Source organism: Klebsiella sp. P1927, from assembly GCF_018204675.1.
Classification (GTDB): domain Bacteria; phylum Pseudomonadota; class Gammaproteobacteria; order Enterobacterales; family Enterobacteriaceae; genus Klebsiella; species Klebsiella pneumoniae.
Genome location: NZ_CP073377.1, coordinates 1,613,759 through 1,628,211, shown reverse-complemented (window position 1 = coordinate 1,628,211; position 14,453 = coordinate 1,613,759). Strand labels below are relative to the sequence as shown.

16 protein-coding genes and 3 tRNA genes are annotated in these 14,453 nt (G+C 55.9%); 5 read left to right on the top strand and 14 right to left on the bottom strand.

Annotated elements, in window-relative coordinates; genetic code table 11:
- Positions 1–86: 86 nt before the first annotated feature.
- A complete protein-coding gene (locus tag KB892_RS08065) occupies positions 87–1,508 on the top strand; it encodes an MFS transporter (protein ID WP_004148871.1) in 1,422 nt (473 codons plus the stop codon).
- Between the two features lie 49 nt (positions 1,509–1,557).
- On the opposite strand, the gene KB892_RS08060 is transcribed toward KB892_RS08065, so the two are convergent.
- A complete protein-coding gene (locus KB892_RS08060) occupies positions 1,558–2,196 on the bottom strand; it encodes an RpiB/LacA/LacB family sugar-phosphate isomerase (RefSeq protein ID WP_002911528.1) in 639 nt (212 codons plus the stop codon).
- A gap of 170 nt (positions 2,197–2,366) precedes the next feature.
- Between KB892_RS08060 and KB892_RS08055 the strand changes: the two genes are divergently transcribed.
- Positions 2,367–2,546 carry a hypothetical protein gene (locus KB892_RS08055; protein WP_020801895.1) on the top strand — a complete coding sequence of 60 codons (180 nt, stop codon included), beginning with the start codon at positions 2,367–2,369 and terminating at the stop codon, positions 2,544–2,546.
- Between the two features lie 57 nt (positions 2,547–2,603).
- Positions 2,604–3,101, top strand: coding sequence for a non-heme ferritin (gene ftnA / locus KB892_RS08050; protein WP_004141101.1), 498 nt, complete (start codon positions 2,604–2,606; stop codon positions 3,099–3,101).
- 35 nt (positions 3,102–3,136) lie between these two features.
- Here the strand turns inward: ftnA and KB892_RS08045 are convergent, their stop codons facing one another.
- Positions 3,137–3,376, bottom strand: coding sequence for a YecH family metal-binding protein (locus KB892_RS08045; RefSeq protein WP_004175410.1), 240 nt, complete (start codon positions 3,374–3,376; stop codon positions 3,137–3,139).
- Between the two features lie 191 nt (positions 3,377–3,567).
- Here KB892_RS08045 and tyrP point away from each other — a divergent pair, with 191 nt between their 5' ends.
- Positions 3,568–4,779, top strand: coding sequence for a tyrosine transporter TyrP (gene tyrP, locus KB892_RS08040; RefSeq protein WP_004891013.1), 1,212 nt, complete (start codon positions 3,568–3,570; stop codon positions 4,777–4,779).
- Between the two features lie 24 nt (positions 4,780–4,803).
- Here the strand turns inward: tyrP and KB892_RS08035 are convergent, their stop codons facing one another.
- From KB892_RS08035 to uvrY, 8 genes are all read right to left on the bottom strand, one after another.
- Entirely contained in the window at positions 4,804–5,472 is a 669-nt protein-coding gene (locus KB892_RS08035; protein ID WP_004141106.1) for a YecA/YgfB family protein, read from the bottom strand.
- Between the two features lie 98 nt (positions 5,473–5,570).
- A complete protein-coding gene (locus tag KB892_RS08030) occupies positions 5,571–6,452 on the bottom strand; it encodes a dihydrodipicolinate synthase family protein (RefSeq protein ID WP_004180444.1) in 882 nt (293 codons plus the stop codon).
- 227 nt (positions 6,453–6,679) lie between these two features.
- Positions 6,680–6,766, bottom strand: a tRNA-Leu gene (locus tag KB892_RS08025).
- 13 nt (positions 6,767–6,779) lie between these two features.
- A tRNA-Cys gene (locus tag KB892_RS08020) sits at positions 6,780–6,853 on the bottom strand.
- Positions 6,854–6,893: 40 nt separating this feature from the next.
- Positions 6,894–6,969, bottom strand: a tRNA-Gly gene (locus tag KB892_RS08015).
- A gap of 150 nt (positions 6,970–7,119) precedes the next feature.
- Positions 7,120–7,668: a CDP-diacylglycerol--glycerol-3-phosphate 3-phosphatidyltransferase gene (gene pgsA, locus KB892_RS08010; protein WP_004141115.1), complete on the bottom strand. Its 549-nt coding sequence runs from the start codon at positions 7,666–7,668 to the stop codon at positions 7,120–7,122.
- Positions 7,669–7,725: 57 nt separating this feature from the next.
- On the bottom strand, positions 7,726–9,558 hold the full coding sequence (gene uvrC / locus KB892_RS08005; protein ID WP_004214380.1) for an excinuclease ABC subunit UvrC: 1,833 nt from the start codon (positions 9,556–9,558) through the stop codon (positions 7,726–7,728).
- Positions 9,555–10,211, bottom strand: a complete 657-nt coding sequence (uvrY, locus tag KB892_RS08000; protein WP_002911539.1) for a UvrY/SirA/GacA family response regulator transcription factor — start codon at positions 10,209–10,211, stop codon at positions 9,555–9,557. The genes uvrC and uvrY overlap by 4 nt, the downstream gene beginning before the upstream one ends.
- A gap of 461 nt (positions 10,212–10,672) precedes the next feature.
- On the opposite strand from uvrY, the gene KB892_RS07995 reads away from it, so the two are divergent.
- Positions 10,673–10,897: a DUF2594 family protein gene (locus tag KB892_RS07995; protein ID WP_019705174.1), complete on the top strand. Its 225-nt coding sequence runs from the start codon at positions 10,673–10,675 to the stop codon at positions 10,895–10,897.
- A 67-nt stretch (positions 10,898–10,964) separates the two neighbouring features.
- Here KB892_RS07995 and sdiA read toward each other — a convergent pair whose 3' ends face one another.
- From sdiA to dcyD, 4 genes are all read right to left on the bottom strand, one after another.
- Positions 10,965–11,687 carry a transcriptional regulator SdiA gene (gene sdiA / locus KB892_RS07990; protein ID WP_002911542.1) on the bottom strand — a complete coding sequence of 241 codons (723 nt, stop codon included), beginning with the start codon at positions 11,685–11,687 and terminating at the stop codon, positions 10,965–10,967.
- 317 nt (positions 11,688–12,004) lie between these two features.
- Complete coding sequence (tcyN, locus tag KB892_RS07985) at positions 12,005–12,757, bottom strand: L-cystine ABC transporter ATP-binding protein TcyN (RefSeq protein ID WP_004151455.1); 753 nt, start codon at positions 12,755–12,757, stop codon at positions 12,005–12,007.
- Complete coding sequence (gene tcyL, locus KB892_RS07980; protein WP_002911547.1) at positions 12,754–13,422, bottom strand: cystine ABC transporter permease; 669 nt, start codon at positions 13,420–13,422, stop codon at positions 12,754–12,756. The genes tcyN and tcyL overlap by 4 nt, the downstream gene beginning before the upstream one ends.
- A 15-nt stretch (positions 13,423–13,437) precedes the next feature.
- A complete protein-coding gene (dcyD, locus tag KB892_RS07975) occupies positions 13,438–14,424 on the bottom strand; it encodes a D-cysteine desulfhydrase (protein ID WP_021313403.1) in 987 nt (328 codons plus the stop codon).
- Positions 14,425–14,453: the final 29 nt, after the last annotated feature.

Genomic DNA, 14,453 nt, shown 5'->3' with positions numbered 1-14,453 from the left:
TCGCAGGTTTTTTTATCTACCTTACTGGCTGGCGGGTCGTCTCCAGCCGCTTTGCACAGGATCACACTCTTGATGGCAGTGACAACATGAATACCGCGATCTCTTCCCGCGATGAACGTGCTTTTTCAGCGCCGGCGCTGCTGGTGGCCGGTGCCTTTTTTATGGAGTTTCTCGACGGGACGGTGATCGCCACCGCCCTGCCCGATATGGCGAGGGATTTTGGCGTCACCGCGGTCGAACTGAATATCGGCATCAGCGCCTATCTGATTACCCTTGCGGTCCTGATCCCGGCCAGCGGCTGGATCGCCGATCGCTTCGGCGCCCGGGCTATTTTTACTCTCGCCCTGGCGATCTTTACCCTTGCCTCGGTCTTCTGCGGCCTCTCCACCGAGGTGCATATCTTTGTCGCCATGCGTATCCTTCAGGGAGTCGGCGGCGCGCTGATGGTCCCCGTTGGTCGCCTTGCGGTGCTACGCACCACGCCGAAACACCAGCTGATCAAGGCCATCGCCACCCTGACCTGGCCGGCGCTGGTGGCCCCCATTATCGGCCCGCCTTTGGGCGGCTTTATAACCCGCTACGCCAGCTGGCACTGGATCTTCTTTATCAATGTCCCGCTGGGCCTTGCCGCCATCATCCTTTCGCTGCGCATTATCCCTGATATTCGCGAAACGGAACGGCGCTCCTTCGATCTCAGCGGATTTATCACTACCTCGGTCGCGATGGTCAGTCTGGTGACCGCGATGGAGCGGCTCGGCGATCGCCAGCCGCAGATCTGGCCGACGCTGGCTCTCGCCGCGCTTGGCTTCGGCTGTCTGTTATATTCCATTCGTCATTTCCGCCGGGCGGCGGCGCCTATGGTTCGTCTCGACGCCCTGCAGGTGCCGACGTTCCGGGTGACAATGTACGGCGGCTCGTTGTTCCGGGCCTCCATCAGCGCGGTGCCTTTTCTGCTCCCCCTGCTGTTCCAGGTGGGATTCGGTATGGATCCTTTTCATTCCGGCCTGCTGGTGCTGGCGGTGTTTGTCGGTAATTTAACCATTAAACCCGCCACCACACCGCTCATTCGCTGGCTGGGCTTTCGTCGGCTACTGCTGATCAATGGCGCGTTGAACGTCTGTTCGCTGCTGGCTTGCGCGCTGCTTACGCCGCAGACGCCGGTCTGGGCCATCATGCTGATCCTTTATCTCGGCGGGGTGTTTCGCTCAATCCAGTTTACCGGTGTAAGCACGCTGGCCTTCGCCGATGTCCCCGCCGCGCAGATGAGTGATGCTAATACGCTGTTCAGTACCGCGTCGCAGCTGGCGGTAGGGCTGGGGATCACGCTCGGGGCGATTGGCATTCGCCTGGGCGAGCAGGTCGGCGACTGGCTGCATCTTACTGAACTACCGGGGATCAGCTTCCGCCTGTCGTTTGTGTTTATCGCCTTGATCTGTCTGGTAGGGATGATCGACAGCCTGCATCTGGCCAAAACGGCCGGCAGCAGCGTGTCGGAGAAGAAGAAATAGAAGAAAAAATAAACGACGGAAGGGCCAGCGGCGCTGGCCCTGATGACGGTTAAGCGACGATCTGGCGAACAAAGTCTTCGATTGCTTTATCCTGGCAGTTTTCGAAGAAGCACTGCTGGAAGCGTGGGCCGGAGACTGCGGTTTTCACCAGCTGCGGATCGATGGCGCGCAGGGTATCGAGGTAGTTCTCTTTTACTACTGCTGCTTTGACCTGGTTGAGGATCCCGGCATTGCGCACCTGCGGTTCTTTGCGCTCCGGCGGATAGCCTTCGCCGTTGCGGCCGGTAAAGGCTTTTTCAAAGATAAACCGCACATTCAGTTCGGCGCCCCAGCCGAAGCCTTTGGCAAACGGCAGCGACAGCGCATTACCGTTGTTGATCTGGGCAAACAGGAACGCATCCGCCGGATCGATACAGTAGCCGCAGACCACGCCCGGATGGATGTTCAGCGACATCAGCGCCCCCTGACCGGTACCGCAGCCGGTGACCACGAAGTCAACTGCTTTCGAATTCAGCAGAATACTGGCCATGATCCCAAGATGGATGTAGGTCAGATGATGATCGTTCTCATCGCTCATGCCGACGTTATAGACCGGGAATCCTTTTTCGTCGGCAACCGCGTTAAGCTCCTTGAGGATGATGGCGTTTTTGTTCGCCTGGCTGTTCTCCATCATCAGTGCAATCTTCATGGTTATTCTCCTGAATGCTGTGCGGGCCTGCCCGCAGAATGTCATTGGCGTTGACTGCACTCTACTACCTTGAAAACAAACTTTCAAATTTTATGAAAAGTTGTTTTAAAATTTACGCAGTGCTTCACACTTTCGCAAGCTCCCCCTGTCTGTTGACCTCAGCCCTCTGCATGCTGGCGCATCCGCTTCGTCCTCCCTTACCACCCGCCGGCGACAAAGTCCTGACCGCCCAGGCAATAATGAATAATAAATTAAAAGCATTCTCATTTATTATTAAACTGCCAATGCGTGTTATTCCCATTAGCATTTTAAATAAAACATTTTTAAATTTACTTTTTGCAAATAATTAAATAACAAATTATAGTGGCAGCCAATAACATCTATTATTTAATTCCAGGAGTGCAACGATGCTGAAAACGGACATGATTGACAAACTCAATGAACAGATGAATCTTGAACTCTATTCTTCTCTTCTTTATCAGCAGATGAGCGCCTGGTGCAGTTACCACAGTTTTGAAGGCGCCGCGGCCTTCCTGCGTCGCCATGCTCAGGAAGAGATGACCCATATGCAGCGCCTGTTCGACTATCTAACCGACACCGGCAGCCTGCCGCGGATCAACGCTATCGCCTCCCCGTTTGCCGAATATGCCTCACTCGACGAGCTGTTCCGCCAGACCTACGAGCATGAGCAGCTGATCACGCAAAAAATAAATGAACTGGCGCACGCGGCCATGACCAGCCAGGATTACCCGACCTTTAATTTCCTGCAGTGGTATGTTGCTGAACAGCATGAAGAAGAGAAATTATTTAAATCGGTGATCGATAAACTGACCCTCGCTGGGAAAAGCGGCGAAGGTCTGTACTTTATCGATAAAGAGCTGGCTACCCTCGACGCGCAGAATTAATCCCCCGCGCCGCGACAGTCCGTGTCGCGGCCCTCTTAATGTCGGCAGATCTTATTTTCTGCGGTAGTAAAACCTTCCTCTCTGGCAATAAATTTGCCTTTTTTCTCTAAAAACGCCACCAACTGTGCGGCGCTTAGATTCTCTGCTGAACAGGTGTGAAACCGCGCCTCTTCGCCAAAGCGGCGGCGAATGGCGGCCTCCAGCGAGGCGACCGTCCAGGACTCACCCGAGGCGAGCATCATCTGTAAAACTTCATGACCATGAATAGAAGACATAACCCCTCCTGCAAAAACCGCCAGCTTAGGCCAGACCGTCAACCCGCGCCTTGCGCCAGCGCAGGCTTTCGCCCTCTTATTATGTAAACATTTCATTACACAACTTGTAATCCCGATTTGACGAAAGCCGTAATATCCCCTAATCTGCGCGGCATAATTTATTGTTATTTGCTGTAGGGATAGCGAAAAGCGTGAAAAACCGCACTCTGGGCAGTATTTTAATCGTAGCTGGCACCACCATCGGTGCAGGAATGTTGGCAATGCCATTGGCCGCCGCAGGCGTCGGCTTTACCGTCACGTTGGGTTTACTTTTCACCCTGTGGGCATTGATGTGCTATACCGCCCTTTTGCTGCTGGAAGTCTACCAGCATGTCCCTGCCGATATGGGGCTCGGTTCTCTGGCGGCGCGCTATCTGGGCCGTTATGGGCAGTGGGTTACCGGATTCTGTATGCTGTTTCTGCTGTACGCCCTCACGGCAGCCTATATCAGTGGCGCCGGTGAATTACTCGCTTCCAGCCTCAACCAGTGGCTGGACTGGCAGCTACCGCCGGCCGCAGGCGTACTGATCTTCACCCTCCTCGGCGGGGCGGTAGTGTGCATTGGCACCGCGCTGGTGGATCTGTTCAATCGCTTCCTGTTTAGCGCCAAAATCGTCTTCCTGGTGATTATGCTGGCCCTGCTGATGCCGCACATTCATCAGGTGAACCTGCTGACGCTGCCGGTTGAGCAAGGCCTGGCCCTCTCGGCCATTCCGGTGATTTTCACCTCCTTTGGTTTTCACGGCAGCGTCCCGAGCATCGTCAGCTATCTGGGGGGGGATATTCGCAAATTGCGCCGGGTATTTATCATCGGCAGCTTTATTCCTCTGGTGGCCTATATTTTCTGGCAGCTGGCGACGCTGGGCAGTATCGACGCCCCGGCCTTTACCGCCATGCTGGCAAATAACGCTGGTCTGAACGGCCTGCTGGAGGCGATCCGCGAAGTGGTGGCGTCACCGCATGTGGAGCTGGCCGTTCACCTGTTTGCCGACCTTGCGCTGGCGACGTCATTCCTCGGCGTCTCGCTCGGCCTGTTTGATTATCTGGCGGATATGTTTCAGCGTAAAAACAGCGTCGGCGGGCGTCTGCAGAGCGGGATAATCACCTTCCTGCCGCCGCTGGCGTTCGCCCTGTTCTATCCCCGCGGTTTCGTCATGGCCCTCGGCTACGCCGGGGTGGCATTAGCCGTGCTGGCGCTGATAATGCCGGCTCTGCTGGTCATGAAGAGTCGCCGAGAGCATCCGCAGGCTACCTGGCGGGTCGCCGGCGGCGCACCGACGCTATGGCTGGTTCTGCTGTGCGGGATCGGCATCGTGGCTATTCAGTTCAGCATCGCTGCCGGGTTGTTGCCCGCGGTGGGATAAAAAAGGGGCCTGCTGGCCCCTTGTTCATTTCGCTAAGCAACACTGCTTATACTTTTTACCGCTGCCGCATGGGCAGGGATCGTTGCGTCCGACTTTCGCTTCATTTCTTATTGGCTGCGGGGCCTCCACCGGCTGCGGATTCGCTATCCAGTACTGGTAAAGCGCCAGCGCCGCCGGCGTGATACGCTCGATGCTGGCGATAAATTCATCCGCCGTCAGATTATCCAGCGCGCTAAACTGTTCTTCGCTGCCGTGGAGCGCGATAGCGTCCAGCTCCGGCTGGAGTTCAGCGGGCAACGTCGACCAGTCGCTCAGCGCCACGCCGCGCAGATAGCCAAAGCACCACTCCTCGACTATGGTCAGCTCCTGACCTTCCGCTTCGCGGGTGCCGAACAGCGGTTCGAACTGATCGGGATAAGACTCCAGCCGTTCGGCGATATCGCTCATATGCTGCAGCGTCAGATTGACAAAGCGATCGCGCTCGCGATCGTTGGCCCAGCGCGGGACATTATCCGCCCCGCCCCAAATCGCCAGCAGCCACTGAGCGGGTTCGATGTCGGTCGGCGCAGAGAGGATCGCCGTCAGCAGGCCATCCAGTTCAGAGACATCCAGAATGGCGCCTTCGGCGGCGTATTTCGCCAGAGTGTCATCCAGCCATTCCAGTTCGTTTTCGTTCAAAGGTCCGGTATTCATTCACAGGCTCGCATGGTAAAAATCGGGCCTACAGTAGCCGAATTGCCGACAGAAAGCCACCCGGCGATACCTATTGCGCCGGTGTCAACGATACGCGATCAGGCCAGGCCGCGCAGCGCCGACGCCACCTCACGACAGGCCTCCTCCCCTAACGAAAGCAAAGGACGGGGAAGCGAGTCTGGATCGCAGAGTCCGAGCATCGCTGCGGCGCTGGCTATCACTCGCAGGCTACCACCATAGCGATCAAAGCATCGCCATAGGGGGGCCAGCTGCTCATTCAGTGCCGCAGTCTGCGCCACATCGCCGCTACGTATCGCTCTTACCAGCGCCAGTGAGCAGCGGGGAAAGAGTCCGCCGCAGACCGAATACCAGGCTTCGCAGCCGGCCTGCAACCCGGCAGTGGCCCACGCATCGCCGCTGACGCCAAGCGTAACGCGAGAGGGAAGATGCTGACGCAGGGCCGCTACACGTTCGCTCGCCTGTGGCGCGGGCAGGCCGGGAATTTTAATCGAGGCAATGGCCGGCAAGGCGGCGATGCGCCCCTGCAGCTCATCCGCCAGCATTACGTGGGTAGTGCGGGGATTGTCATACAGGCAAACCGGCACCGAGACATGCCGACAGACTTCTTCGTAAAAGGCAAAGATCTCCTCCGCGGAAAGCGGCTGATAGGACATCATCGGCAGTAATAACGCATCCGCCCCTGCCTCCTGAGCATCCTCCACCAGGCGTAGCACCTCGTTAGTCGCAATGGCGCCGACGCCGACCATCATCGGGATCGACCCCGCATGCGCCTTCGCCACCTGCACCACTCGTCTGCGCTGCTCACGGCTGAGATAAGCGTAGCTACCGGTTGAACCTAAGATGCCCAGAGAGTCGACTCCGGCATCGGTAAGACGGGCGAGAATACGAATAAACGCTTTTTCATCAAAATCTTGCTGATGCAAAGGTGTCAAAGGAAATGCGCAAAGTCCACTGAACATGCTGCCTCCGGTAGGCTGGGCTGAGAGTCCGTTTGATAGTAGCAAGGCGCGATCGTTTTGTCCTGGGACAAATGAGAAATTGACTTTAAGGCAAGAGTTAACCGAAAAACGCCGTGGCGTCAGGCTGGCGGGAAAGGTATCAGAAAGCGAAAGTACAGAAACAAAAAAACCACCCGTAGGTGGTTTCACGACACTGCTTATTGCTTTGATTATTCTGTATTTCCCAATGGTACCCGGAGCGGGACTTGAACCCGCACAGCGCGAACGCCGAGGGATTTTAAATCCCTTGTGTCTACCGATTCCACCATCCGGGCTCGGGATATAAAGTGGAGGCGCGTTCCGGAGTCGAACCGGACTAGACGGATTTGCAATCCGCTACATAACCGCTTTGCTAACGCGCCTTTAATACTGAAGCACCCGCAACTGCCGATGCTGTTAATCTGGAGCGGGAAACGAGACTCGAACTCGCGACCCCGACCTTGGCAAGGTCGTGCTCTACCAACTGAGCTATTCCCGCATCATCAAGTTATTTGCTAATCACTTGATTTTGTTATCGTCTGGAAGACTGTGCCGCCGTTCGATGCGTTGCATTCTACTTATCTCTCGCGGTGAGTCAACGGTATTTTTCGCAACTTTGTATCGTTTGCTGAAAATAACGGCGAAACGATCACTGATCAAGCAAATCGCCGCGCGCCGCGTTCAAATACTGCAGCATCGACCACAGCGTCAGCACCGCCGCCACGAGGAAAAGCGCGATCCCGGCCCACTCCACCCACGGATAAGGACGCCACAGCATCCATACCAGGGCGGTCATCTGGGCGGTCGTTTTCACTTTGCCAATCCACGAGACCGCCACGCTGCTGCGTTTCCCCAGCTCCGCCATCCACTCACGCAGCGCGGAGATAATGATCTCACGGGCAATCATGGTCGCCGCCGGTAGCGTGACCCACCAGGTGTGATAGTGTTCGGCAACCAGCACCATGGCGATAGCCACCATGACTTTATCGGCAACCGGGTCGAGGAAGGCGCCAAAACGGGTGCTCTGATTCCAGCGACGAGCGAGGAAACCATCAAACCAGTCGGTTACCGCGGCAACAAAGAAGATCAGCGCGCAGGCAAACGGCGCCCAGCTAAAGGGCAGATAAAACGCCAGCACAAAAAACGGGATCAGGATGACGCGAAACAGAGTAAGCAACGTAGGGATATTAAATTGCATAGTGACGGGTAACTATCTGTTGTAAGTAAAAATTAGCCCTATGTTGCTACAGAGCCCCTAATGTTTCAACGAGTAGAAGATCTTTTCTGCCAGAGCGTGAGAGATGCCCGGTACTTTAGCAATTTCTTCGACGCTGGCCTGCTGTAGCCCCTGCAGCCCACCCATATACTTCAGCAGCATCTGACGACGCTTCGGCCCCACCCCCTCGATAGTCTCAAGCGAGCTGGTGCTCTTCACTTTCGCCCGTTTTTTGCGATGCCCGGAGATCGCATGATCGTGCGATTCATCGCGAATATGCTGGATCACATGCAGGGCCGGCGAATCCGGCGGCAGGCTAAACCCTTCCCCTTCCGGCTCAAAGAATAACGTTTCCAGACCCGCTTTTCGATCGCTACCTTTCGCCACGCCCAGCAGCAGCGGATGATGTTTATCCCAGGGGACGTCCAGTTCAGCAAACACGGCTTTCGCCTGGGCCAGCTGTCCCTTGCCGCCGTCTATCAGGATCACATCCGGGATCTTGTTGTCATCAATCGCTTTACCATAGCGACGGCGCAGGACCTGATTCATCGCCGCATAGTCATCGCCAGGGGTAATGCCGGTGATGTTGTAGCGCCGATACTCCGCGCGCAGTGGGCCATTGCTGTCAAACACCACACAGGATGCTACGGTCTGTTCGCCCATGGTGTGGCTGATGTCAAAACACTCCATTCGCTTGACGGCCGGCAGCTCCAGTACGCCGGCCAGCGCCTGCAAACGCTGATGAATGGTCGATTGCTGAGACAATTTGGTCGTTAACGCTGTCGCGGCGTTGGTCCGCGCCAGCTTAAGATAACGCGCTCTGTCGCCGCGCGGCTTAGTCTGCACATTGATTCGACGACCCGCCAGCTCCGACAGCGAGTCGGCCAGCAGCGTCTTATCCCCAAGGTTAAAGTCGAGCAAAATCTCCCCCGGCAGCGTGCGCATTTGGCTGCCCTGCAGGTAGAACTGGCCGACAAAGGTCTCCACGACCTCTCCCAGCTCGGTGCCGCCCGGCACTTTCGGGAAGTAGCTTCGGCTGCCCAGCACTTTGCCCTGACGGATAAACAGCACATGCACGCAGGCCATGCCGGCATCGAAGGCGACGCCGATCACGTCGAGGTCGTCACCGGTGTTGGAGACAAACTGTTTCTCCGTCACGCGGCGGACGGCCTGAATCTGGTCGCGGATGCGCGCGGCCTCTTCGAACTCCAGGTTCTGGCTCGCCTTCTCCATCCGCGCGATGAGCTGGGTCAGCACCTGGTCATCCTTGCCGGCGAGAAACAGCCGCACATACTCTACCTGCTGAGCATACTCTTCTTCGCTGACCAGCCCGGCCACGCACGGCCCCAGGCAGCGACCAATCTGATACTGCAGACAGGGGCGGGAGCGATTGCGGTAGACGCTGTTTTCACACTGACGGATGGGAAAGATTTTCTGCAGCAGCGCCAGGGTCTCGCGCACGGCATAGCCGTTGGGAAAAGGACCAAAATATTCGCCCTTCGCATGTTTGGCGCCGCGATGCATCGCCAGACGCGGATGAGTATCGCCGCTGAGAAAAATAAAAGGATACGATTTATCGTCGCGTAACAGCACGTTGTAACGTGGCTGGTACAGCTTAATATAGTTGTGCTCAAGCAGCAGCGCTTCCGTCTCGGTGTGGGTGACGGTCACGTCGATTTGCGCGATCAGCGCTACCAGCGCTTCCGTTTTACGCGACGCAAGGTTGCTGCGGAAGTAGCTACTGAGCCGCTTTTTCAGATCTTTGGCTTTGCCAACATAGATGACGGTTCCGCCAGCATCATACATCCGATACACACCGGGCTGGCTGGTCACCGTTTTCAGGAAAGCTTTTGCGTCAAAAACATCACTCACTGGCTTGCTAACGACTCCGCATTACACAGGCCATGGCGAATTGCCAGGTGGGTCAGCTCGACATCGCCATGAATGTTTAATTTACTGAACATCCGATAGCGGTAGCTGTTAACCGTTTTAGGACTCAGATTTAGCTGCTCTGAGATCTCATTCACCTTCTGACCTTTGGTGATCATCAGCATAATCTGCAATTCGCGTTCAGACAAACTGGCAAACGGCGATTCTGTCTTTTCGGGTTCAATCTGACTTAACGCCATTTGCTGGGCAATATCGGAGGCAATATAGCGCTGCCCGGACGCGACGCAGCGGATGGCATTCACCACTTCCTGCGGCGCGGCGCCTTTACTGAGATAGCCTGCCGCGCCCGCCTGCATGACCTTGGCAGGTAAAGGATTCTCGGTATGCACGGTCAACATGATCACTTTGGTGCCCGCCACGGAGCGCGCGATTTTGCGCGTCGCTTCAAGACCACCGATCCCAGGCATGTTCATGTCCATCAGGACGACATCTGCGGAATTAGCCCGGCACCACTTGACGGCGTCCTCGCCGCAGCAGGCTTCGCCAGCGACTTTAATCCCTTTTATATCTTCCAGAATGCGTCGTATCCCTGCGCGCACCAGTTCGTGGTCATCAACAAGAAGAACGTTGATCAAAGGAATAATCTCCAGAATGAGGGATAACGCTACTGATACTTTATCTCCCACATATTACCGGGTTTTATTGCTATTTTAAAAGGCAAAAAAATGCCCTCGCCTCGATTTGGCTCTCATTTATGGCAATGTCTGTGCACACTAAGTGGAAAGTCATTGAGAACAGTCAGTTGCCCGGCTCTTATTTTTTAACAATACTCATACAGAAGGCACAAAAAACACAACAGATTACGTAGCGCATAAATACGAAGCAAAATATGTAACAATTATTAACGAGCTAAATAGATGGGGGAAATTATTGGCTTGCCGACGGCTATTACGTATTATCCGAAGCATCAAAACATTCACAGCTCAGATGAGAGAACAGAAATTAAGCACACCTTTTTTTTCTGTCGCTTGTGGTATACTGCGCGGCCTTCACATTGACTAGAGCGCAATAGCGCAGCGAGTAAACGAGGATATCGATGAGCACACCAGATTTTTCCACTGCAGAAAATAAGCAGGAACTGGCGCAGGAAGTCTCCTGCCTGAAAGCGATGATTACGCTGATGCTGCAGGCGATGGGCCAGGCGGATGCGGGGCGCGTGATTATTAAAATGGAAAAGCAGATTGCACAGATGGAAGATGAGGCTCAGGCCGCCGTATTCTCCAGCACCGTTAAGCAGATTAAACAAGCCTATCGGCAGTAATCCTGTGCCGGCTGAAAGTATCACTGACAGCCGGTATCACGTCTGACACGCAGAACGGCAGGCGCATTCAGATTAGCCCAGTCGCCACGGCGTAGCAGGCAATTTGCGTTTTATTCGGCGCATTAAATTTCCGCTGCATATTCTTCTGATGGAAATTCACCGTATTTTCCGAAATCGAGAGAATCATCGCCACCTCCGCCGAAGTCTTTCCTTCCGCCGTCCATTTGAGGATTTCCAGTTCGCGGCGGCTGAACTTCATCTCCGGCGGCATCACCATCTCATCTTCCAGACGCAGCAGCGTCAGCAAGCTTAGTTCAGTCAGCGTTCGCAGACGCAGCTCAAGCTCATCTTCAGGGTAACCGCCCGGCAGACGATTGTTCGCGGAGACAGAGAGAAATCCCTGAGCATGGTTTGGCAACGTCAGGCACTGCGTCACGCCCTTTTGCAGACCATGGTCACGCGCCCCGTCCCACAGTGCCGGCGCATCACGAAACAGGCTGTCGTTCCATGGCAGATGGCCACGCATAAAATTCTCCGGCCGTAACACAGGATCTATCGCGAAATAATTTTCTGCCTGATAGTGCGACATCCATGCGCGGGGGTAAGTCGACTGGAACGTAACGCGGGGGCGGGTGAAAGGCACCGGGTGGCGCACACAAAGCGTGTAGTAATCATATTCCAGCGCTTCGGTTTCACGTTGCAGGAGATTATAAACCTCCTCGCCGGTGGCCATGGACTGAAATTGGTGCAGCATATCCCGCCGCCAGCTGAAAAAATCATTGTCCCTCATAGCTGTGCAAATAACTCCTGATTGATAATCATTATTATAAATACAGAAAACTAACACATAAATCTTATTTATATGTATAAAATATCGTAGCTGTCGCATTTATTAGTCTGAAGGCTTGCCATTTTCCCGCTCGCCGCACAGAAACATAGCGTTTTTCTCCCATCATGTTCTACACCCTGCCAAGGGCGATGGGAAGCGGTGTATACGGCCGTGGGAGTCAATAGCGCAAAGACGTGTCGCGGGGGCGTTACCCCGCCGCGAGAGTGGGCTAAACGCGGCGGCTCCCGCGAAGCTGAGCCGCCGCGCCAGCCCATGCTTTACTGCATCAGGAATTTTTCAAGGAACTGACGGGTACGCGGCTGCTGGGGCGAAGCGAACAACGCTTTTGCCTCGCCTTGTTCGACAATGCGTCCCTGATCCATAAATATCGCCCGATCGGCAACGTCGCGGGCGAAACTCATTTCATGGGTCACGATCACCATGGTGCGTTTTTCCTGCGCCAGCTGACGGATGGTGTTGAGCACCTCCCCCACCAACTCAGGATCGAGAGCCGAGGTGGGTTCATCAAACAGGATCACGTCCGGACGCATAGCCAGCGCGCGGGCAATAGCCACTCGCTGCTGCTGCCCGCCGGAGAGACGGCGCGGATAGCTATTCTCTTTTCCGCTGAGCCCCACCTTCGCCAGCAGTTCGCGCGCCCGCGCCATGGACTCCTGCTTATCTTCACCTTTTACGATGACCGGCCCTTCAATAATGTTCTCCAGCACCGTACGGTGGGGAAACAGATTAAAGTTCTGGAAGACAAAGCCGACGTGCTGGCGCAGCTGGCGAATGAGCCCTTTCTGCGGCCCGAGGCTGCGACCGGCGTCGATCGTCACATCGCCGACGCGGATAGTGCCGCTCTCCGGTTGCTCCAGCAGGTTGATGCTACGCAGCAGGGTGGTTTTGCCCGAGCCGCTGGGGCCGATGATCGCCACCACTTCCCCTTTCTGTACCTCCAGGTCGATACCATGGAGCACCGTCTGGCCATGGAATTTTTTTACCAGGCTTTTCACTTCTATCGCACTCATTTCGGATCACGCTCCTGGCGGTTCAGCTGGTTTTCAAAATAATTCTGCAGCGAGGAGAGCACTGTCGCCATTACCCAGTAGATCAGGGAGGCCGCCAGATACATGGTGAAGACCTCCAGGGTTCGCGAGGTGATTAGCTGCGCCTGACGAAACAGCTCCGGCACCTGGATCGTTGCCGCCAGCGAGGTATCTTTTACCAGGCTGATAAAACTGTTCGACAGCGGCGGCAAAGCGACCCGCGCCGCCTGGGGTAAAATGGCCCGACGCATCGTCTGCCAGGGCGTCATACCGATACTGGCCGCCGCTTCCCATTGCCCTTTATCAATCGAGGCGATGGCCGCGCGCAGCGTTTCCGCCGCATAGGCCGCAGTATTCAACGACAGGCCGATCATCGCCGCCGGGATCGGGTCAAGCTCAATGCCGAACTGCGGCAAGCCGTAGTAGATCATAAACAGCTGGGCGATAAGCGGCGTGCCGCGGAAAATGGAGATATACATGCGCGCCAGCCATTTTACCGGCCAGACTGGCGACATGCGCATCAGCGCCAGGATAAAGCCCAGCACCAGGCCGAAAAACATCCCGCCAATGCTCAGCTGCAGCGTAAAGACGGCCCCTTTCAGCAGAAAAGGGGCGGAATCAATGACCAGTTGGATACTTTCTTGCATGCTGTCGTTTCTGTATTAGAGGTGAGGATGATAGGCAAACAGCGCCGGCGCTCCGCCGGTGTGGACGAACAGTATCGGCCCTTCATCCTTAAAGCGCTTCTGCGTGATGCCGTCGATAAGCCCGGCCATCGCTTTGCCGGTATAGACCGGGTCGAGCAAAATACCTTCCAGCTGCGCCAGCAGCTTCACTGCGGCCATCCCATCTTCGTTTGGCGTACCGTATCCTGGGGCAAAGTAGTCATCCCACAGTATAATTTCAGCCTTCGCCTGTAGCTCGAGACTGTTGGCCACGGCCCGCTGCAGCGCCTCCACTTTCGGCAACTGGTCAGCGACCGAGCGCGACACGGTCACCCCAATCAGTTCCGCCTGCGGCATCAGCTGTTCAAGGCCGACCGCCAATCCGGCATGGGTGCCGGCGCTGCCGGAGGCGACCACGACTGACGAGATCGCCACCGCGTCTTCGCACTGCTGGCTGATTTCCAGTGCGCTTTCCACATAGCCTAACGCGCCGAGGGCATTGGAGCCGCCGACCGGAATAACATACGGACGATACCCCTGCGCCTCAATGCGGGTCGCCAGCTCATCGAGCTGGGCGGCGGGATCGGTCAGGGCATCACACATCTCAACCTGGGTGTTAAAGAGATCCAGCAGCAGACGGTTGCCATTGCTCAGATAGTTCTCCGCCCGGGTGCCGATGGGATTTTCCAGTAGCGCCACGCAATGCAGTCCCAGTTTCGCAGCGACTGCCGCCGTCTGACGCACATGGTTAGACTGGATCGCGCCGGCGGTGATTAAGGTATCCGCGCCCTCGCGCAGCGCATCGGCGGCGAGAAACTCCAGCTTACGCAGTTTGTTGCCCCCCATCGCCAGCGGCGTCGTATCATCACGTTTAATAAAAATTTCGCGCCCAAGGTGATCGGACAGACGCGGGAGATACTCCAGCGGCGTCGGCGCGCCGATCAATTCCAGGCGCGGAAAGCGGGTTAAGTTTTGCAGTGACATGGCCCCTCCTGACTCAGTTATGCTTCATT